This window comes from Cupriavidus sp. CER-90, from assembly GCF_057652055.1.
Window position 1 is genome coordinate 3,641,648 of the sequence record NZ_JBYGYM010000002.1, and the last position, 19,758, is coordinate 3,661,405.

Annotated in this window: 21 protein-coding genes; 8 read left to right on the forward strand and 13 right to left on the reverse strand. The window is 66.6% G+C overall.

Annotated elements, in window-relative coordinates; translation table 11 throughout:
- Positions 1-237: 237 nt before the first annotated feature.
- From AC24R4_RS27100 to AC24R4_RS27155, 12 genes are all read right to left on the reverse strand, one after another.
- Positions 238-1,194 carry a PDR/VanB family oxidoreductase gene (locus AC24R4_RS27100; RefSeq protein WP_400391972.1) on the reverse strand — a complete coding sequence of 319 codons (957 nt, stop codon included), beginning with the start codon at positions 1,192-1,194 and terminating at the stop codon, positions 238-240.
- 34 nt (positions 1,195-1,228) lie between these two features.
- The gene (locus AC24R4_RS27105; protein ID WP_400391975.1) at positions 1,229-2,194 is read right to left on the reverse strand and encodes a VOC family protein; all 966 of its coding nucleotides are present in this window, start codon (positions 2,192-2,194) and stop codon (positions 1,229-1,231) included.
- A gap of 42 nt (positions 2,195-2,236) precedes the next feature.
- Entirely contained in the window at positions 2,237-3,712 is a 1,476-nt protein-coding gene (locus AC24R4_RS27110; RefSeq protein WP_400391978.1) for an aldehyde dehydrogenase, read from the reverse strand.
- Between the two features lie 15 nt (positions 3,713-3,727).
- On the reverse strand, positions 3,728-4,534 hold the full coding sequence (locus AC24R4_RS27115; protein WP_400392013.1) for an aspartate dehydrogenase: 807 nt from the start codon (positions 4,532-4,534) through the stop codon (positions 3,728-3,730).
- A 12-nt stretch (positions 4,535-4,546) separates the two neighbouring features.
- Complete coding sequence (locus AC24R4_RS27120; RefSeq protein WP_400391981.1) at positions 4,547-6,244, reverse strand: thiamine pyrophosphate-binding protein; 1,698 nt, start codon at positions 6,242-6,244, stop codon at positions 4,547-4,549.
- Positions 6,237-7,040, reverse strand: a complete 804-nt coding sequence (locus AC24R4_RS27125) for an SDR family oxidoreductase (RefSeq protein ID WP_400391984.1) — start codon at positions 7,038-7,040, stop codon at positions 6,237-6,239. Before AC24R4_RS27125 ends, AC24R4_RS27120 begins: the two co-directional genes overlap by 8 nt.
- A gap of 16 nt (positions 7,041-7,056) precedes the next feature.
- Entirely contained in the window at positions 7,057-7,917 is an 861-nt protein-coding gene (locus AC24R4_RS27130; protein ID WP_400391987.1) for an IclR family transcriptional regulator, read from the reverse strand.
- 19 nt (positions 7,918-7,936) lie between these two features.
- Positions 7,937-8,473, reverse strand: coding sequence for a cupin domain-containing protein (locus tag AC24R4_RS27135; protein WP_400391990.1), 537 nt, complete (start codon positions 8,471-8,473; stop codon positions 7,937-7,939).
- Positions 8,474-8,497: 24 nt separating this feature from the next.
- Positions 8,498-9,268 (reverse strand): SDR family oxidoreductase, encoded by a 771-nt coding sequence (locus tag AC24R4_RS27140; RefSeq protein ID WP_400391993.1) that lies wholly within the window; start codon positions 9,266-9,268, stop codon positions 8,498-8,500.
- The gene (locus AC24R4_RS27145; RefSeq protein ID WP_400391996.1) at positions 9,261-10,316 is read right to left on the reverse strand and encodes an aromatic ring-hydroxylating dioxygenase subunit alpha; all 1,056 of its coding nucleotides are present in this window, start codon (positions 10,314-10,316) and stop codon (positions 9,261-9,263) included. Before AC24R4_RS27145 ends, AC24R4_RS27140 begins: the two co-directional genes overlap by 8 nt.
- A gap of 33 nt (positions 10,317-10,349) precedes the next feature.
- Positions 10,350-10,655: a recombinase-like helix-turn-helix domain-containing protein gene (locus tag AC24R4_RS27150; protein ID WP_400391999.1), complete on the reverse strand. Its 306-nt coding sequence runs from the start codon at positions 10,653-10,655 to the stop codon at positions 10,350-10,352.
- Between the two features lie 219 nt (positions 10,656-10,874).
- Entirely contained in the window at positions 10,875-11,756 is an 882-nt protein-coding gene (locus tag AC24R4_RS27155) for an alpha/beta fold hydrolase (protein WP_400392001.1), read from the reverse strand.
- 471 nt (positions 11,757-12,227) lie between these two features.
- On the opposite strand from AC24R4_RS27155, the gene AC24R4_RS27160 reads away from it, so the two are divergent.
- The 8 genes from AC24R4_RS27160 to AC24R4_RS27195 all read left to right on the forward strand — a co-directional run bounded on the left by AC24R4_RS27160 (position 12,228) and on the right by AC24R4_RS27195 (position 19,142).
- Positions 12,228-13,322 (forward strand): porin, encoded by a 1,095-nt coding sequence (locus tag AC24R4_RS27160; protein WP_400392004.1) that lies wholly within the window; start codon positions 12,228-12,230, stop codon positions 13,320-13,322.
- 10 nt (positions 13,323-13,332) lie between these two features.
- Entirely contained in the window at positions 13,333-14,334 is a 1,002-nt protein-coding gene (locus tag AC24R4_RS27165; protein ID WP_400392007.1) for a Bug family tripartite tricarboxylate transporter substrate binding protein, read from the forward strand.
- Positions 14,335-14,643: 309 nt separating this feature from the next.
- Positions 14,644-15,426 (forward strand): GntR family transcriptional regulator, encoded by a 783-nt coding sequence (locus AC24R4_RS27170; RefSeq protein WP_487523934.1) that lies wholly within the window; start codon positions 14,644-14,646, stop codon positions 15,424-15,426.
- A 56-nt stretch (positions 15,427-15,482) separates the two neighbouring features.
- On the forward strand, positions 15,483-16,244 hold the full coding sequence (locus tag AC24R4_RS27175; protein WP_400396033.1) for a transporter substrate-binding domain-containing protein: 762 nt from the start codon (positions 15,483-15,485) through the stop codon (positions 16,242-16,244).
- Between the two features lie 22 nt (positions 16,245-16,266).
- The gene (locus AC24R4_RS27180) at positions 16,267-16,935 is read left to right on the forward strand and encodes an amino acid ABC transporter permease (protein ID WP_400396028.1); all 669 of its coding nucleotides are present in this window, start codon (positions 16,267-16,269) and stop codon (positions 16,933-16,935) included.
- Positions 16,932-17,588: an amino acid ABC transporter permease gene (locus AC24R4_RS27185; protein ID WP_400396029.1), complete on the forward strand. Its 657-nt coding sequence runs from the start codon at positions 16,932-16,934 to the stop codon at positions 17,586-17,588. Before AC24R4_RS27180 ends, AC24R4_RS27185 begins: the two co-directional genes overlap by 4 nt.
- Positions 17,569-18,300 carry an amino acid ABC transporter ATP-binding protein gene (locus AC24R4_RS27190; protein WP_400396031.1) on the forward strand — a complete coding sequence of 244 codons (732 nt, stop codon included), beginning with the start codon at positions 17,569-17,571 and terminating at the stop codon, positions 18,298-18,300. Before AC24R4_RS27185 ends, AC24R4_RS27190 begins: the two co-directional genes overlap by 20 nt.
- Before the next feature lie 347 nt (positions 18,301-18,647).
- Positions 18,648-19,142 carry a hypothetical protein gene (locus AC24R4_RS27195; protein ID WP_487523935.1) on the forward strand — a complete coding sequence of 165 codons (495 nt, stop codon included), beginning with the start codon at positions 18,648-18,650 and terminating at the stop codon, positions 19,140-19,142.
- Here AC24R4_RS27195 and AC24R4_RS27200 read toward each other — a convergent pair.
- On the reverse strand, positions 19,139-19,462 hold the full coding sequence (locus tag AC24R4_RS27200) for a helix-turn-helix domain-containing protein (RefSeq protein WP_487523936.1): 324 nt from the start codon (positions 19,460-19,462) through the stop codon (positions 19,139-19,141). The genes AC24R4_RS27195 and AC24R4_RS27200 overlap by 4 nt on opposite strands.
- Between the last annotated feature and the right edge of the window lie 296 nt (positions 19,463-19,758).

The window sequence follows — 19,758 nt, forward strand, 5'->3', positions numbered from 1 at the left end:
AGGGCGTCTGGGATGTGGCGGCGCTCTCGCCGGTTGCTGCGCCGCCGCAGGCCACAACGCCCGCCTGTGCACCCTGCAGCGAAGGTGCGGCGTCTTGTCTCTGAATCAACACGGGTATCTATTCCTGAAACGTGTAGGGCAGTTACCCGCGTGGCCGCTTCGTCCCTGAACGTGCGGCTCTGCCTTGCCGGCGGGCAGTCTTCGTCGCCGCACCGGTCTTGGCGCGGCGTGGGTCGGTCAAAGGTCCAGCACCAGGCGCTGGCCCTTGCAACCGGACACGCAAACCATCATGGTCTTGTTCGATGCACGCTCGCCGCTACTGAGCACGCTGTCGCGGTGGTCCGGACAACCATCGAGCACAGCCGTCTCGCACGATCCGCACACACCTTCGCGGCAGCTGTATTCCACAGCCACGCCAGACTCCAGCAGGGCGTCCAGCAGCGACTTGCCGGACGGCACGCGCACGTTCTTGCCCGACCGCTGTAGCTGGACGCTGTATTCCCCCTCCTGCACCGCTTCCGTCGCCGGATCGGCGGCAAACCGCTCGATATGCACGTTCGCGTAACCGTGCATCTCGCAGGCCGACTCGAACGCCGTCAGCATCGGCCCCGGACCGCAGCAATAGAAGTGCGTGCCGGCGTCCTGTCCCGCCAGCATGGCGTTCAGGTCCGGGGGCACGCCCACTTCGTCGTCGAAGTGGAAGCGCACCGCATCGCCGTAGGCCGACAGCGGCTCGATAAACGCCGCCTCGGCACGCGAACGCGCGCAATACAGCAGGGTGAACGCCCGGCCGCGTTCGGCCAGGCGCCGCGCCATGCATACGATCGGCGTCACACCGATGCCGCCGGCCACCAGCACCGTATGCGCGGCATCCTCGTTCAGCGCGAAATGATTGCGCGGCGCCGCCACCGTCAGCGTGGCGCCGACCCGCAACTGCTCGTGGACAAAGCGTGAGCCGCCGCGGCTGTTGCGGTCGTTCAGCACGCCCACCGTATAGCGGTCGCGCTGTTCGGGGGCACCACACAGCGAGTAGCTGCGCACCAGGCCGTTGGCCAGGTGCAGGTCGATATGGGCGCCAGGCGCGAATTCGGGCAACGGCGCACCGTCGGGGTCACGCAGCTCCACGCTGACGACGCCACGCGACTCGTAGCGCATGGCCTGCACGCGCAGGGTTAAAGATGGGCTCGCACTCATGGGGCTTCCTTCTACTTCAAGACTTTCCGGATGCTTAACGCTTTTCCGTCAGGAACTTGCCTTCCGGACCGCCGGCATTCTTCTGACGACGGGTATTGCCATCGATGCCCCCTTCGATCGCCCATTCGGCGAACATGGTGGGGCCGGGCTCGAATGCCCGCGGTTCCCAATGGGCATCGAGCTGGTCTTCATCGGCGTAGTACTCGATCAGCCCGCCCGCCGGATTCCTGAAGTACCAGAAGTACGCCGACGAGATGGGATGGCGACCCGGTCCGAGCTGCGTATCCCAGCCCTTGCGGGACATATTCATGCCCCCGCCAAATACCTCGTGGATATCGCGCACCGTGAACGCCACGTGATTGAGGCCAGCCCTGCCGTGCGGCAGCTGCAGCAGGAACAGATCGTGGTGACCCCCTTCGGCGGTGCAGCGCAGGAACGCGCCACGGTCGGGGTAGTTGTCGGATTGCACGAAGCCGAACCGATCGATGTAGAACTGCTCGGTGGCCTTCACGTCCTTCACGAAGAACACCACGTGGCCCACCTCGATGGGAATGGCGCGCTCGTAGATCGGGCTGCGCTGGTTCATGCGCGGCTTGTCGTTCCACGTGTTCATCACCGCACAGTCCACCTGGACGTCATGCTTGCGCGTGACCTGGAAGCGCACGGCCAGGCCATTCGGGTCGGTGCACCCGATACGGGCGCCGTTCTCCAGCGACACGAAGGTCGGCTCACTGCCAATGCGGTCGCGCAGCGCCGCCAACGATGCTTCGTTGTCGACGCCCCATACCACTTCACGTAGCGTGGGGCCATCCTCGATGGCCGGCGGCAGCGCCGGGTCGCCGGCCTTGCGTACCAGCACGCGGCAACCATTCAGGGTTTCGAAGTCCAGACCCTGCGCGTCGTCGCGCCTGATCGTCAGACCCCAATCTCCAAAGAAGCCGCGACATGCATCGAAGTCGTCGGCGCCGTAGACGATCTCGTCAATTCCCACTACCTTCATTTCCAGTCTCCGTCCTGCCGGTTGCAATGATGTGCGATGGCCTCAGTTGGCCCACGGCAGCGGTTGTTCGTTCAAGCCCCAGTACACGCTCTTCTGCTCCATGTACTGCAGGATGCCAAGCCGCCCTTTCTCGCGGCCGAGGCCGCTGTCCCGCCAGCCGCCGAACGGCGTGGCAATCGAGAACTGCTTGTACGTGTTGATCCAGACATTGCCGGCTTGCACGGATCGTGCCACCCGCCATGCACGCTTGTAGTCGCGCGTCCAGATGCCTGCCGCCAGCGCGTAGACGCTGTCATTCGCCTGCGCGATCAGGTCGTCTTCGTCATCGAACGGCATCGCCACCAGCACTGGCCCGAAGATCTCTTCCTGGCAAATCCGTGCGCGATTGTCGAGCCCCTCGATGATCGTCGGCGTATAGAAATAGCCATTGGGCAGGCCCGCCACGTCGGGGCGGATGCCGCCGGTGCGCAATTGGCCGCCGTCTTCCACACCCACCGCCACATACGATTCGATGCTGTCGCGGTGGCGGTCCGTGATCAGCGGCCCCATCTGGGTGCGCTCGTCGGCGGGGTCGCCCACGCGCAGCTTTGCCGCGCCAGCCGCCAGCCGTTCGATGAACGGCTCATACTGCGAGCGCGCCACGAACAGGCGCGAGCCGGCAATACACGATTCGCCCGACGAACTGAATACGCCATACAGCACGCCGTTCACTGCATGGTCCAGGTCGGCATCGTCGAACACCATGGTCGGCGACTTGCCGCCCAGTTCCAGCGACACCGGCATCATCTTTTCCGCCGCGATATGCGCGATGTGCTTGCCGGTGGTGGTGCCGCCGGTGAACGACACGCGGCGCACCAGCGGATGCTTCGTGATAGCGTCGCCGATCACGGAGCCCTTGCCCGGCAGTACGCTGATCAGCCCCTTGGGGACGCCGGCTTCCTCGCAGATGGCAGCCAGTTCCAGTGCCATCAGTGGCGTGACTTCGGCAGGCTTGACGATGACGGCATTGCCCGCGGCCAGTGCCGGCGCCATCTTCTGCGCCTCGCTGGCAATCGGCGAATTCCAGGGCGTAATGGCTGCGACCACGCCCATTGGCTCGTGGACGCTCATCGTCAGGCAGTCTCCGCGTTGCGGCGTGATGTGCTCTTCGAGCGTTTCGAGCGCGGCGGCAAAGAACTGGAACGTACCGGCGGCGCTGGCGACCAGGGCCCGCGTTTCACTGATCGGCTTGCCGTTGTCAAGCCGCTGGCGCTGGGCCAGCCCTTCGGCTTTCGCGCGGATCAATTCGGCCACGCGGTACAGCACGGCAGCACGCTCGTGCGGCTTGCGCCGGGCCCAGCCACTCTGGCGGAAGGCCCGATCGGCGCCTTGGATGGCTTCGTCGACGTCAGCCAGGCTGGCCGCGTTCAGTTCTGCCACCACTTCACCCGTCGCCGGATAGCGCGTCGCGTAGCGGTCGCCGCCGCCCAGGCGCCATTCGCCGGCAATCAGGATGGGAAGGACTTGTTGCGTCGTCATGTGGGATTACTCGCTTCAGATCGACACCGCGTGGGCGCGGTTGCCGAGCGCACGCACCACGCTGAACACGGTCAGCGCGGACGTCTTGGGGTTGGCAGCCAGCGGCTTGCCGCGCATGGTCAGCTCGAAGCCGCCGAAGGCGCCTCGCGCTTGCACGTGGTGGACGTTTTCCACCGCCGACGGGTCGGCCAGCAGCTTTACCGCGGTGCGGTCCAGCCCCAGCCCGGCCAGCGACACCGTGGCCGCCACGTTGGCATTCTTCGGATAGAGCCGTGCCGCATCGCGCGCCGTACCTTCGAAGATCACGGTCGGTTCCGTCAGCGCGTTCAGATCAAACAACTGCTCCGCCGGCGTGCCGGTCCAGGCGCGCGCAGGCTTGCGGCCCGTGTAGACCACTTCATCGAGGCCGCCGACGCGGGCCGCCGCAAGGGCGTCGATGGCGCCAATGGCACCGGAGAGCAGTTGTACCTGGGTATTGCCGCAACGTGCGGCCGCTTCCAGACGCTCGGCCATGCCGGGCTCGGACAGCGCGCCCACCGACACCACCAGGCACGGAATGCCGCGCTCCAATGCCGGCACGACGTGTTCCTCCAGCGCCTGGTGGCCCGCGCATTCGACGAGCAGATCCGGCCGCCGGTCACCGTCGGCCAGCCGGGTCGCCACGCGTACGTTCGGCGCCAGCGTCGACAGCGCACCGCGCGCCGCGGCCATCCCGCCTTCCGGCACGATCACCATGTCGAACGCGACATCGGGGTCGGACTTCAGCAGCTCCAGCACGCCACGGCCAATCGCACCGCAGCCCACCATCGACACATGCAGCATGGACATCCCCCTTCAGGCCGCTGCCGCCGCCGTATTGGCGATCGGGGCCTGCTTGTTGACCGGCGGGCCGGCAAACACCGTCTTGAAGCTGCCAATCGACAGCATGTCGATTTCCAGCAGGAACGGGCCCGGCTCCATCGTCGCCTGCTTCAGCGCGGCGCCAATATCGGCCAGATTGCTCACGCGACGGTGGCGCAGCGCCAGCGACTGGCACAGCTGGGCGTAGTCGGGCGTGTGCAGGTCGACATAGTGGCGACGGCCGCCGTACTGCGCGTCCTGGATATTCTTGATGACACCGTAGCCCTTGTCGTTCATCAGCACGATGACCATGTCGGCACGTTCCTGCACGGCGGTGGCCAGCTCGCCCAGGTTCAGGATGAAGCCGCCGTCGCCTGCCAGCGTGAAGGTCTTCTTGCCCGACGCCGTGGCGGCCGCGCCGACGGCGGCCCCAATCCCCATGGCCAAGCCCTGGCCAATGCCGCCGCCCAGCGCATGCACGCCGGCACGCGAATCGAACAGTTGCAGGTGGCGATTGCCCCAGGTGCTGTTCGAAACGGTCACGTCGCGCACCCAGTTGAAGTTGCGGCCCACGGCCTGCTGCAGCGCCTGCACCAGTGCGCTGTAAGGCCCCAGGCCCTCGACCAGCGCGCCCGCGGCGGCTTCATGGGCGCGGCGCAGGTCGGCCGCGAAGCCGCCATCGATCTGCATGCGGCCTGCCAGGCGGTCGGCCAGGCCGTCCAGCGCCAGTGCGGCGTCGCCGCTGACGAAATAGTCGCTCTGGTAGCAGCGTCCTTCCGATGCCGGGTCGGCGTCGATGCGCAGCAGCGGGCGCGGCAGTTTCAGTTCATATTTGAGCGTTTCGTTGCCACGCAGGCGCGAGCCGACCACGACCATCGCGTCGCAGGTCTGATAGAACGTCTCGACGGGCTTGTGGAGGTTGTAGGCGCCCAGCGAACGGGGGTCGTCCTCGGGGACGATGCCACGGCCCTGGGTGGAGGTGACCACGCCGAAGCCCATGTCCATCAGGCGCTTGACCTGCTGGCTGGCGTGGCGCGCGCCGCCGCCCAGCCACAGCATCGGACGCCTGGCCTTCAGCAGGCGCTCGGCCAGCGCATCGAGCGCGTGGGCCGACGGCTGGTGCTGCGGCACCGGCAGCGGCTTCAGGTCGTTCGGCATCGGAATCAGCGCCGCCTGGATGTCGATGGGGATCTCCACGCTGACCGGGCCGGTCGGTGCCGTCAACGCGGTCTGCACGGCAAGCTTGATCGTCGAGATCGCCGTATCGGCGCTGCGGATGCGGAAGGCCGCCTTCGACACCGCCTTGAGCATCGTGAGCTGGTCGGGCGCTTCGTGGATATAGGCGAGGCTCTGGTCCAGGTAAGGCGTTTCGATCTGGCCCGTGATGTGCAGCAGCGGGGTGCCGGCGGTCAGCGCCTCCACCATGGCGCCGGCGGCGTTGCCGGCGGCGGTGCCGGTGCTGGTCAGGCACACGCCGAGGCTGCCGGTGGTCCGGGCATAGGCGTCGGCCATGTTCGTGCCACCTGCTTCGCCGCGCGCCGGGACGAAGCGGATCTTGCCGCGCTCGCCCATCGCGTCGAGGATGGGCATGTTGTGGATCGAGATCACACCGAATGCAGCCTTGACGCCGCACTGTTCGAGGAAGGCTGCAATGGCGCAGCCCACGGTGACTTGTTGTTGCTCGTTACGCATGACGGGAGAGTCCTCCGGAAATATCGATATGGCTGCCCGTGGTGTACGAAGACAACGGCGAGGCAAGGAACAGGATGGCGCGCGCGGCTTCCTGCGGCAGGCCAAGACGGCCCAGTTGAATGTGCTTCTGTTTGGCCAGACGCGCGGTCCACGCGGTCCAGTCCAGATGACGGTCTTCCTCGGGGCGCGCGTCGAAGCGCCGACGCCATTGGCCCGATTCCACCAGGCCGATCAGGATGCCGTTGACGCGCACGCCGCGGGGCGCGAATTCGGTGGCAAGCGAGCGCACGAGGTTATGCACGCCGGCACGGGCGGCCGACGTGGCCACCATGTGGGGCTCCGGCTGCGTGGCCAGCAGCGAGTTCACACAAACGATTGCGCCCTGCTTCGATTGCGCCAGTTGCGGCAGGAACGCACGCGTCGGATGAATCACCGAGAAGAACTTCAGCTGCAGCTCCTCCATCCAGGCAGCGTCCTCGGTCGTGGCAAACGTCGACACCCGGCCCTGGCCGGCGTTGTTGACCAGCATGTCGGCCGGACCCAGTTCGCGCGCAACGTCTGCGGCGAATGCACTGACCTGTTCGGGCTGCAAGACATCGCACGTGGCGGCGTACAGCCGGCACCCGGCGAAACGGTCGCGCAGCAAGGCTTCGGCGCTGCGCAGGCGCGCGGCGTCGCGGCCGCACATGGCAACGGCGGCACCCGCCTCCAGCAGCAATTCGACCGTGGCCAGGCCGATGCCGGAGGACCCGCCGGTCACGACGGCGACCTTGCCGTCGAGTTCAATCATGGACATCGAATCCCCTCTCCCCTCATTCGCGATAGATGGCTACCGCCTGGCCCGGCACACGCCTGGCATGCCGATGCGGCCGGTATCCGAGCAGGCGCGACAGTTCGCCTGCGGTTTCCCTGACTTTCCCGACCATGCGGTCGAGTTCTTCCTGTTGCAGGCGCGACGCCGGAATCGTGGCCCCCAGCGCGGCGGCAACCTTGCCCGTACGGTCGCGCACCGGCGCGGCAATCGTGGAAATGCTGGCTTCGAAGAAACCTTCCTGCAGCAGGTAGCCGCGCTGCTGCACTTGCTGCACCAGCGTGTGCAGGGCTTCCACCGTACGGGGCGTGCTGTCGGAATAGACCTGCAACTGGGCTTCGGGATACAACGTTCGCAGCTGCTCCAGATCCAGGTCCTCCAGCAGCACGTGGCCCAGCACCGTGGCATGCGCGGGCAGCCGTGCGCCGACGTTGACGTTGCTGGCAAACGGCCGTGAGGCCGCGGCCTTGGCCACGTAGACCACCGAGCGCCCATCGCGCACCACGATGTTGCAGGGATACTCGATATCGTCGCGCAGCCGGTTCAGCAGCGGACCGCCCAGCTCCGTCAGTTCCAGCGACGCCAGGTAGTCGAAACCGAGCCGCAGCACCGCCAGTCCGAGCCGGTATTCCCGCCCGCCGTCGGCACGTTCCACATAGCCCGTGGACTCCAGTGTGGCCAGCAGGCGAAACACCGTGGAGCGCGGCACATCGAGCCGGCGCGACAGGTCCGCCGCACTCAACACGCGGTCGCGGGCGCTGAACTCGGCCAGCAGGCGAAGTCCGCGCTCCAGGCCCGGCACGATGTACTTGTCCAGGCCTTCGCCATTCAATGCGGCTGCGGTTTCAGGGTTGGCGCTCATCGCTCGGCTCGCTCGCGGCTTATCGCTTGACCTTGGTCAGCGGGTGCTCGGGCGGGTACGTCGGGGTGATCGGCTTCTTGGCGCCGAGCATCACGCACATCAGCGCGTCTTCCTCGCCGATGTTGATTTCCTCGCGGTACACGCCCGGCGGCACCGACACCAGGTCGCGGTCGGTCAGGATGGTTTCGTAGCGTTCGCCGTCCTTCTCCAGGATCAGCTTGATCTTGCCGCGCAGGATGAAGAACACCTCTTCCACGTCGGTATGCAGGTGCGAAGGACCTTCGTGGCCAGCGGGGATGATCATCGTGGAGAACGTGAAGTGCTCCGACGGCACCGTATTGGTGTCGGCCGAGACGCCGGTGCCACCCGTGCCCAGGTAACGCATCTGCGCGCGACGGTACTTCGGGTCGTAGTCCGCCTGGAACTTCAGCGCGTCCCAGTCGTAGCGGCGGGTGCTGAAGCGCGCCACGCGCGATTCCATCCACTTGTCGAACGACGCACCTTCAGGTTGTTCCCAGCTGCGCTTGATGTTTTCCTGTTGCGACAGATCGCTCATTTCCATTTCCTCTGGAGTGTTTGGTTAATGCATGACAAAGCCGCCGTTGACCGCCAGCGTCTGGCCGGTCACGAAACGGGCGAGGTCGGACAGCGCGAACAGCACGGCGCCGCAGACGTCATCGGGAACCTGCTCGCGCTGGATGGCGCGCTGGTCGCGGTAAAGGTCGTGCCGGTGCTGCGGCACGTATTCGGTGGCTTCCACCAGCGTCAGGCCCGGCGCGACGGCGTTGACCGTGACGTTGGCATCGCCCAGTTCCCGGGCCAGCGAGCGGGTCATGCCGATGATGGCGCTCTTGCTGGCCACGTAGGCCAGCAGGTTCGGCGCACCCCACAGCGGCGTGTCCGAAGCGAGGTTGATGACCGCGCCCCGGCCACTGGCGCGCAGCGCCGGCGTGCAGGCGGCGGTCATCAGCCAGGTGCCGCGCACATTGACGTTCATCACGCGGTCCCACGTGGCGATGTCCAGCTCGGTCAGGTTGCGCCCCCCCGAGTCGGTGACCGCGCCGTTGTTGACCAGGCCGTCCAGGCCGCCGAGCGCCTCCGCGGCGGCGCTGGCACAGGCCTGCACCGATGCCGGATCGTTCAGGTCGAGCTGCAGCGGCACCACGTGGAAACCGCGCGCCTTCAGCGCGGCGGCCGATTCCTCGACACGGTCGGCCAGGATGTCGGCCATGGCCACGCTGGCGCCGGCTTCGGCGATGGCCGTGGCAAAGGCCAGGCCCAGGCCGCGCGCGGCGCCGGTGACCAGCACCTTGCGGCCGGCCAGCAGGTTGGCGTACTGACGATCAGGCATGGCCGTGGGCTCCGGCCACCGGTTGCAGCATCGCCACAGGCTCATCGGCGACCTCTGCTTCGGCGCGGCGCTTCAGCAGGCGGCGTACCCGCGTGATGCCGGCATCGTGGGCGTAGAGCATCTCGTGATCGCGCGCGGCCGGCGCCATCGATTCCAGCACCACGCGGTCCTGTTCCAGCACGTCCCAGTGCAGGCCTTCCAGGCGATTGCGATACAGGAAGCGCCAGACGTCCCGCTCCCAGCCTTGCACATGGCGGGTACGCCAGAAGAACACCATGCAATGCTCTTCATCGACCGGCGTGGCTATGCCAACGATGCCGAACGGCCCGCCGGGACCGACCTTGTCGCGATATGGGATGGACAGGCGCAGCCACAGCGTGCCGGTCTCGCCGAATTCCACCCAGTCGAAGTTCACACCGCGCTGGCCGGTCTTCTCGAAGACCAGGCCGTGGTCGGTTTCCACGACCTGCATCACGGCGGACTTTTCGCCGCTGGCCATCGAGTGCGACACCGCATGCAGGTATGCGCCATGCATCGGGTCCATCACGTTGTCGATGGCATAGCGGTAATTGCAATCCCAATGCGCCACGCACAGGAAGTTGCTGTGTTCCGCGCTGACCAGTTCCTCGGGCAGCCGCAACGCGTCGGCGTCGGTGGGCGCGCGATCGCCAAACCACAGGAAGATGGCACCGGCCTGTTCTTCCACCGGATAGCTGCGCACACACGTGCGGCCTTCCAGCGGGCAGTTCTCGACGGCCGGCACGCTCTTCACCTGCCCGTCGCCGCCCACTTCCACGCCGTGGTACCAGCAGGCCACGCGGTCGCCCAGGTTCCAGCCCATCGACAGACGCGCGCCACGGTGCGGGCAGCGGTCTTCCAGTGCGTTCAGCTTGCCGGCGTTGTCACGCCACACCACGATGTTCTGGCCCAGCCGCGTGATGCCGATGGGGGCATGCGTGACCTGCCACGACGCCGCCACCGGATACCAGTAGTTGCGCAGGCCGGTATTCAGGCGCGCTTCGGCGCGTGCTTGCTTGTTCGATTCCATGTCTGTCTTCTCGCTTGTCGTCTCGGCCGGCGCTCAGGCGCCCAGGCGGCGCATTTCGGAGAGGAAGCGTTCCTCGGTCCACGACTGGCCGTCGGCCGCCAGGAATCCGGCGTGATGGAACGCACGCACGACGTCTTCCGGGGATTTGGCGCCGCCCGCGAACGCAGCTTCCAGTGCGTCGCCGAGCGCGTTCTCGTAGGCGGTGGGCACGGCGGCGCGCGTCTGCCAGACGATGTTGGTGACGTGGCCCGGCTTTTCGATATGACCCTTGCCCGCAACGTTGTTGGGCGCGGGACGCTCCCAGGGAACCAGGTTCGGGTTGTACGCGACGCTTTCCATTGCGCTTTGCTCCATGGCTTGCTTGGTGGGGGACGGCTGGCTCAATCCACTGTCGCGATCCTCAGGTAGACGCTGATCGTTTTACCTATGAAACACGAGTTTAAATATTGAACACAGGTACGACTATAGACAACGACGGTTTAAAGATTGATCGGGGTTAACCCGCGCCGGGGGCGGGGCGCTGGCCGATAGCCGGCCAGGCGGGCGCGGGCGGAACGCTCAGGATCGAGACAGCGTGCTGCGAATCAGGCGCGCCACGGCTTGTGGCTGCTCGATGTAGCACGCGTGACCGGCGTCGGGGATGGCATGGAACGGCAGGCCGAAGCGGTCGGCCAGCGCAGCGGACGCCTCGGGCGTGGTGACCACGTCCTGCGCGCCGCAACCCACGTCCACAGGTCGTCCCTGCGCTGCGAGATACCGGCCGATATCGTCGCCACACAGCAGCGCCACGGCCTGGCGGTAGCCCTCCGGATGGAGCCGCTGCATATTCCAGCGCACCCATGCCTGGGCATCGGGCGTGGCAGCCGGGCTGAGCAGCCTGGCCGGGCCGCGCTGCGCCAGGCCCTCCACGCCCATCGATTCCAGCGACGCCATGCGCTGCCCCGCCACTTCGCGCGCTTTGTCTTCCTTGCCTGGCGCCCCGTAGCCCAAGGCCGGACTAAGCAGCAGAAACCTGTCCGGCTGGAGCGCCGCGGGCGCGTTCGCCGCAAAGCCGGCCGCCATCAGCGCGCCGAGCGAGTGCCCGACGATCAGATCGGGCCGCACCTGCAGCGCCGTCAGCATGGCGCCGAGTCGCAGCGCGTAGTCGCGCGCCGTCGGCGCCGGCGTCGGCAATGGCGACGACTGGCCGTAGCCCGGCGCATCCCAGGCGATCACGCACGCATGCGCCGCCAGCAGGCTGGCGCATGGCAACCACGACGCCGCCCCAGAACTGATGCCGTGCAACAGCACGACGACCGGGCCACGTGTGCCGCCAACCCGGCAGGCCACCCGGGCGCCGTCGGGACCCGTCATCACCAGACGTTCGGCGAAATGGCTATCTAGCGCGGCCAGCAGGTCGACGCCTGGAGCGGGTGCAGAATGGGTCGCACGTTGTTCCATATATGAAATGTAGGTTTGCAAATAAAACCTCTCGACTATAGGCGCATATCTTTGTGGCGGGCGATCAGGGTAAACAGGGAGAAGAATCGCAGGGTTTTCGGGATGCCCGAAAGCGGTGCGAGACACATCCAATCCGCCTCGGTGGCGGGCTGTAGCGGCGGCAGGCAAAAAACCGCGCCGGGCTTGGGTCGCCCGACCGAGGTGCCGCAACTCGGCCCATCGCCTTGCGCCGTGGCGGTGCGGCGCGCACCACATCGGCCGCGGTATCCGGACGACGCCGCCTTGTCACACCGCAGCCTCACTAGGGTTCGCCCCTATCTACGGCCTGGCGCCCGCTGCCTATATTTCGCTCATCGTTTCCTATGTAGTTCATTGTTTTACTAATGAAACACAGCAAATGCGGCAGCCACCATACCGTTGCCGACGGAAACGTCCATGACAAGCCCACAAGACAAGAGAAGGAAACGGTAGATGAAGATCGCAAAGTACGCGGCGGGCCTGCTCGCAGCCGCGCCCCTGCTGGCCTGCGCCCAGTCCGTCACCATGTATGGCGTGGTGGACACGGGCGTGGAATTCGTCAACAACGTCGGCGCGGCCGGGAACAGCGTGGTCCGCATGAACACGCTGACCGGGACCGTACCGTCGCGGTGGGGCCTGCGCGGCACGGAAGATCTCGGCAATGGGCTGAAGAGCGTGTTTGTGCTCGAAGGCGGATTCGCCCCCGATTCCGGGAATGCCAACCAGGGCGGCCGCCTGTTCGGCCGCCAGGCGCTGGTGGGCCTGCAATCGAACCAGTGGGGCCAGATCTCGTTTGGCCGCCAGTACACGATGCTGTTCTGGGCCACGCTCGACACCGACATCCTGGGGCCGAATGCATTCGGCTCGGGGTCACTGGACAGCTATCTGCCGAACACCCGTGCCGACAACGCCATCGCCTACAAGGGCACCTTTGGCGGGCTGACCCTGGGCGCCACGTACAGCTTTGGCCGCGATACGGCCAACGCGGGCCCCAGCCCTTCCGGCACCAACTGCGCCGGCGAAAACCCAGCCAACAAGAGTCAGTGCCGCGAATGGTCGGCCATGATCGGCTGGGACCAGAAGTGGTGGGGCATCACGGCCGCGTATGACTCCCAGCGCGGCGGCCCGGGCGCCTTCGGCGGCCTGACCAGCAGCAGCCTGCGCGACGACCGCGCGTCGATTGCCGGCTACGTGCTGCTGGATCGCACAAAGATTGGCGCCGGCGTGATCCGCCGCGAAAACCAGGGCAGCCCGACGCCGCTCTCGGAGCTTTACTACATCGGGGCGGCCTACGACATCACCCCGGCCTTCACGCTGGCAGGCCAGGTCTACTACCTGAACTATCAGAACAGCGACAACAAGGCGATGCTGTACGCCGTGCGCGGCATGTACAACTTCAGCAAGCGCACGGCGGTGTACGCGACGGCGGGCTATATCAACAACGACGGCACGCTGGCGATGTCCGTGAGCGGCGCGCAGGCTGGCGCAAACCCGAAACCGGGCGGCCAGCAGTTTGGCGCCATGGTCGGCATCAAGCACATTTTCTAAGGAGGCCGACATGCAACCCAACGTTATCCGCCGCGTCGTCATGGGCGCGATTGGCGCGGCCATCGGCACGGCCGCGCTGCTTGCCACGGCCCCGTCGATGGCCCAGGGCAACTACCCGAGCAAGCCCATCACCATCGTTGTGGCCTACCCCGCCGGCGGCGACACCGACGTGCTGGCCCGGCTGATGGCCGAAAAGCTCGCCGCGCGCCTCAAGCAGTCAGTGGTCGTGGAAAACCGCACGGGTGCGGCGGGCACGATCGGAAGTGCCTACGTGGCACGCGCGGCCGCCGACGGCTACACGCTGCTGCTGGCGCCCAACACGGTGTCGATCGCACCGCTCGTGCTGAAGGCCGGCACCGGCGCCAGCTACGACGTGCTCAACGATCTCACCCCCATCGCCGAGCTTGGCACGCAATCCCTTTTCGTGGTGGTGAACAAGAACAGCGGCATCGCGAAGATGGGCGACCTGGTGGCGCGCGCAAAGGCCGGCAAACTGGAAACCTATGCCACGCCGGGCAACGGATCGCCGATGCACATCATGGGTGAACTCTTCAACAAGTCCGCCGGCGTGAAGATCTCGCAGGTGCCTTACCGTGGCACCGCACCCGCCATCGTGGACGTGCTGGGCGGCCAGGTGCCGATGACCTATGTCACCTACGGCGCGGTGGCGCAGTACGTGGGCAACGGCACCCTGGTACCGCTGGCCGTGGCCGACCCGAAGCGGTCCCCCTTTGCACCGAACGTGCCGACACTGGGCGAACTGGGTTACAAGGACGTCGAGATCGGCGCCTGGCAAGCCCTGCTTGGGCCCAAGAACCTGCCGCCTGACATCGTTCGCTTGCTGAACAGCCACGTCAACGACATCCTGAAGCAGCCCGATGTGGTGGCGCGCATGGCCACGATCGCCGTGACGCCTGTGGGCGGCGAGCCGGCCGTGCTGCAAAAGCTGATTGCCGCCGACTACGCGCGCTATACCCGCTTGGTCAAGGAGTTTGGCATCCAGGCCGACTAAGCCGGACGCGTCCGCGCTTCCCTTCGAAGAGACCGCAGCACTGACGCCCCGCCGATGCGGGGCATTTTCGTTCGCAGTGGCAGTGCGCCACGGCATATCCAGCTTTGGGAGCCAGTATCGGACCCCGTTGCCGGTCCGATTCTGGGGCATCCGCCCCGGGCCCCGCAACGTGCCGCACCGTCTTGGCGCGCAGCGCCCCGCGCTGGGGATACACGGACGTCCGCCCCGCCCCCGAATGGCCGCATAGGCCGCACTCTGGCGACAAATCTTGCATACAAGCATGGCATACCACTTGCTCAAGTGGTATCCGTGAACGCAACGACAGAAAACTCTCCCGCCGATATTGCCAATCGCATCACCGAGGCGATGCTTGGCCAGAAGCTGCTGCCCGGCTCGCGCCTGGGCGAACAGGAGCTCGCCACGCTGTTCGGTGTAAGCCGCACGCTGGTGCGCGAGGCGCTGTCGCGCCTGGCGGCGCGCGGCATGGTGACCGTCAGCGCCCGGCGCGGCTGGTTCCTGGTGGAACCGGGTGCCGACGACATTCGCGCGGCGTTCGACGCGCGCCGCATTATCGAAACCGGCTTGCTGCGCGAAATCGGGCCGGAGCGCCCGCCCGGCGCCCAGGCCATCCACACGCTCAAGGTGCATATCGCACGCGAGAAGGCTGCGCTCCAGGGCGACGACGCCAGCATGCGCAGCTTTCTGCTGGGCGATTTCCACGTTTGTCTATGCGCCTCGCTGGGCTATGGCCTGCTCGTCGACACGCTGCGTGACCTGACGGCACGCACGACGCTGGTGGCCAGCCGCAATCAGTCCGCCGCCGATGCTGACCGCTCCTGCAGCCAGCACGAAGACATCGTCAATGCGTTGGCCGATGGCAATGGCGCGCTGGCCGCGCGGCTGATGGCCGAGCATCTTGGCGAAGTGCATACGAGCCTCGATGCCGTGGGGCCCGCTGACCCGCTTGCGCACCTGCGGCAGGCGCTGGCCCCGGTCGATCCCACGCGCACGCCTCAGGCCACAACGTCCGCCGCGGAAGTTTCCGCGGCACACCCGATGCCCTCCCCATCCCCATCCCCATCCCGAAACTGAGGAAACACGCGATGTTCCAAGCCCTGTCCCAATCCAAGTCTTCCCGTCGTGGCGTGATGTGCGCATTGCTGGCCGCCCTCTGCGTGGCCGCGCTGCCCGCGCAGGCCGATACGCTTGCCGACATTACCAAGGCCGGCGTGCTGCGCGTGGCCGTGCCACAGGATTTCCCGCCGTTCGGCTCGGTGGGGGCCGATATGACGCCGCAGGGTCTCGATATCGACGTAGCCGCGCTGATGGCCAGGAAGATGGGCGTCAAGCTCCAACTGGTTCCGGTCACCAGCACCAACCGCGTGCCGTATCTGCAGACGCGCAAGGTGGATCTTGTGATCTCGAGCATGGGCAAGAACCCCGAGCGCGAAAAAGTGCTCGATTTCTCGGAGGCCTACGCGCCCTTCTTCAACGGCGTGTTCGGACCGGCGGACCTTCCCGTGAAAAGTGCGGCTGACCTGGCGGGCAAGACCGTTGGCGTCACGCGTGGCGCGGTCGAGGACCTGGAATTGAGCAAGATCGCGCCGGCCAGCGCGAACATCAAGCGTTACGAAGACAACAACGCCACGATTTCGGCCTTTCTGTCCGGACAGGTGCAGCTGATTGCCACCGGCAACGTGGTGGCTTCGTCGCTGATCGCCAAGCACCCGCCCAAGGCGCCGGAGACCAAGTTCCTGATCAAGAATTCGCCGTGCTTCATCGGCATGAACAAGGGCGAAAAGCCCTTGCAGGACAAGGTCAACGCCATCCTCGCCGAAGCCAAGAAGGACGGCTCGCTCAATACGCTGTCGATCAAGTGGCTGCTGCGCCCGCTGCCGGCCCAGCTCTGACACGCGCCGCCCAGGGAATAGCATGGCTTACGCGTTCGATTTCGTTTCGGTGCTGGATTACACCGACGTGCTGGTGAAAGGCATCGCCGTCACGGCGCAGCTGACGCTCACCGGCGGGGTGCTTGGCGTGGCCGTCGCCGTGGCGGGCGCCTGGGCCAAGACCCAGGGCCCGGCCTGGCTGCGCGCAGTCGTCGGCACCTATGTGGAGCTGATCCGGAACACGCCGTTTCTGATCCAGCTGTTCTTTATCTTCTTCGGGCTGCCCAGCCTCGGTGTGCATCTGCCGGAAATGGTGGCGGCGTCGCTGGCCATGGTCATCAATCTGGGCGCCTATGGAACCGAGATCGTGCGCGCCGGCCTGGCAGCGACGCCGCGCGGACAGTTCGAGGCGGGTGCCAGTCTTGCCATGTCACCGTTCCAGGTGTTCCGCCATGTGGTGCTGCGCCCGGCCTTGCAGAAGATCTGGCCCGCGCTCTCCAGCCAGGTGGTGATCGTGATGCTGGGGTCCGCGGTGTGTTCGCAGATTGCCGCCCAAGACCTGACGTACGCGGCCAATTTCATACAGGGCCGCAACTTCCGCGCGTTCGAGGTGTATCTGGTCAGCACCGGCATTTACCTGCTGCTTGTGATTGCCCTGCGGCAGTTGCTGCGTGGCATCGGCCGGCAGCTGTTTGTCCGGAGGGTGGGATGATCGAGTTTTCGTTGTGGGATATCGTCCGTAACCTGCTGCTGGCGGCGCGCTGGACCGTGTTGCTGTCGTTGGTCGCCTTCGTGGGCGGCGGCATCGTGGGCCTGCTCGTGCTGTTGCTGCGCACAGGCAAGCGGCCGTGGGCCAGGCGGCTGACACAGGGCTATATCGAGCTGTTCCAGGGCACGCCGCTGCTGATGCAGCTGTTCCTGGCGTTCTTCGGACTTGCGCTGTTCGGCATCGAAGTGCCGGCCTGGCTGGCTGCGGGGCTGGCGTTGACGCTGTGGACCTCGGCCTTCCTGGCCGAGATCTGGCGCGGCTGTGTGGAAGCCATCCCGCGCGGCCAGTGGGAGGCCTCTGGCAGCCTGGCCATGAGTTACGTGCAGCAGATGCGCCACGTGATCCTGCCGCAGGCGCTTCGGATAGCCGTGGCCCCCACCGTTGGCTTCGGGGTCCAGGTCATCAAGGGAACGGCCCTTGCATCCATCATCGGTTTTACCGAGCTTTCCAAGGCGGGCACGATGATCGTGAACGCCACGTTCCAACCGTTTACCGTCTATGCAGCCGTCGCGCTGATGTATTTCGCGCTGTGCTGGCCGCTTTCGCAATACAGCAAGATGCTGGAGAGGAAATTTCATGCCGCTCATCGCCATTGATCAGGTCCGCAAGTCGTTTGGCAGCAACGAGGTCCTGAAAGGTGTCTCGCTTTCCGTGGAACCCGGCGAGGTCATTGCCATCATCGGCAAGAGCGGTTCGGGCAAGAGCACCCTTCTGCGTTGCATCAACGGGCTCGAGCGCATCGATGCCGGGGCCATCACCGTCGCAGGCGCTCATCTGGCCGACAGCGAACTGCAGCTGCGCGCGCTACGGCTGAAGGTCGGCATGATCTTCCAGCAGTTCAATCTGTTTCCGCACCTGAGCGCCGGGCGCAACGTGATGCTGTCGCCAATGATCGTCAAGGGCGTGCCAGAGGCCAAGGCCCGGGAACTGGCCGAACTGAACCTGGCGCGGGTGGGACTGTCCGCCAAATTCGACGCCTACCCTGACCAGCTGTCCGGCGGGCAGCAGCAACGGGTTGCCATCGCCCGCGCGTTGGCCATGCAACCCACCGCGCTGCTATGCGACGAAATCACGTCCGCGCTGGACCCCGAACTCGTCAACGAGGTGCTGCAGGTGGTGCGCGGATTGGCCGCCGACGGCATGACCTTGCTGATGGTGACGCACGAGATGCGCTTCGCGCGCGAGGTATGCGACCGCGTGGTGTTCATGCACCAGGGCAAGGTCCACGAAATCGGTGCCCCGGAGGAGGTCTTTAACCGTCCCCAAACGTCGGAACTCCAGCAGTTCCTGGGGATGGTGGAGGCCTGACACGCCAGTACCGCGTCTCGCAGGCCCAAGCTCGAAAACCCGGCCCAGAAAAAACAAAACCCCGGAAGACCGCGATCTTCCGGGGTTCGCCGCCAATACTGATGTAGTGGCGGAGACGGAGGGAGTCTCCGCAGACTCGCTGCGTCTCCCCGCGTGCTCCGACTTCCCACAAAATCAAGCGCTTAGCAACACCCCCGCCACGCACACTGGTACGGTCCACAGCGTACGAGTGGTACGGGCGGCCGAGCCCTCGGCCACCGCCCTTTCAGCATAGCGCAGCGGGCGCCGGCGCGCGCGCCGTGACCTATGATGGAGACGCTAGCCAGGCGGCCGCCCCGGAGGCCCCTATGTCCCGCGCGCGTCCTGCCGCCCGCCCCGCCGCTCAGCCTGCCACGCCCCCCGCTTCGAGCCCCCGCGAGGCCCTCCGTGCGCCGCTGCACGCGCTGTGGGACCGCTACCAGGCGGTGCCGGTGTCGCCCGTGTCTGGCTGGCCGTCCGCACAGCCTGCACGGCCCGGTGCTCCAGCGGCCGCAGCGCCGGCCACCGCTGCGCCCCCCGTCCGAGCCGCGGCCCCGCCGCGGCCGCCTGCCGCCCCCGACGCGGGCCCCCACGCCGCCACCCATGCCGCCACCCACGCGGCCCTGCACGCGTGCCTGTGCAAGTTCCTCGACGAGGCGGACGATCTGACTTTGCGCGCCGCGCGACTGGCGCTGTTGCGCACGGTGCTGGGACCGGATGCCGACCGTCTCGTCGCGCCCGCCGACGGCGAAGCCGTCGCCGACAACCCCGACCGCGCGGCGGGCGTGCCAGCGCCGCGAGCGCTGCCGGATCTGCCCCACTAGTGATGCGTGGCGGCGTGCGCGCCGGCGGCGCGCTGACGCGCCGTGACCGTGCGCGGGGTGCCCGCCGCCAACCCCGCCGCCAACCCCGCCGGCAGCGCCACGCCGGCCAGCGCCAGCCAGTCGTCGCGTTGCAGCGCCCCCAGCAGCAGGACCAGGGTGCGTAGTGTGGCGACCCCGCGCTCCAGGTTCTTCAGACTGTGCACCGACACGCCGGCCCGGGCGGCCAGCGCGGCCTGCGTGATATTGGCAGCGAGTCGCAACGCGCGCAGATCATGGCCCAGGCGCCTGGCGCCCGCAGGAATCGGATCGGAACGTTTCATGCTGGTCTCCTGGCACGCGACGCGCGCGCCTGCAAAATTATATGTTTTCGTATAATCATTGCACGCCGGTATCGCCACGGGTGGGGACAGACCGCCCATGGATGTGATGCCGGCGTTTTAGCGTGACTTCCGTATGTCCCGTCTCATACTTTCCCTGCTGTCCCGCCGGCGTGCCCACCAGAGGACCTGCATGGGTTCCTTCGGCTGCCCTGGCTAGCGCAACGGGCGCACGCCGTGAGGACAGCGCTGTACCCCCGCCTCACCCTTGCCCGGCCCGGTGCACCCCCGGCCCCCGG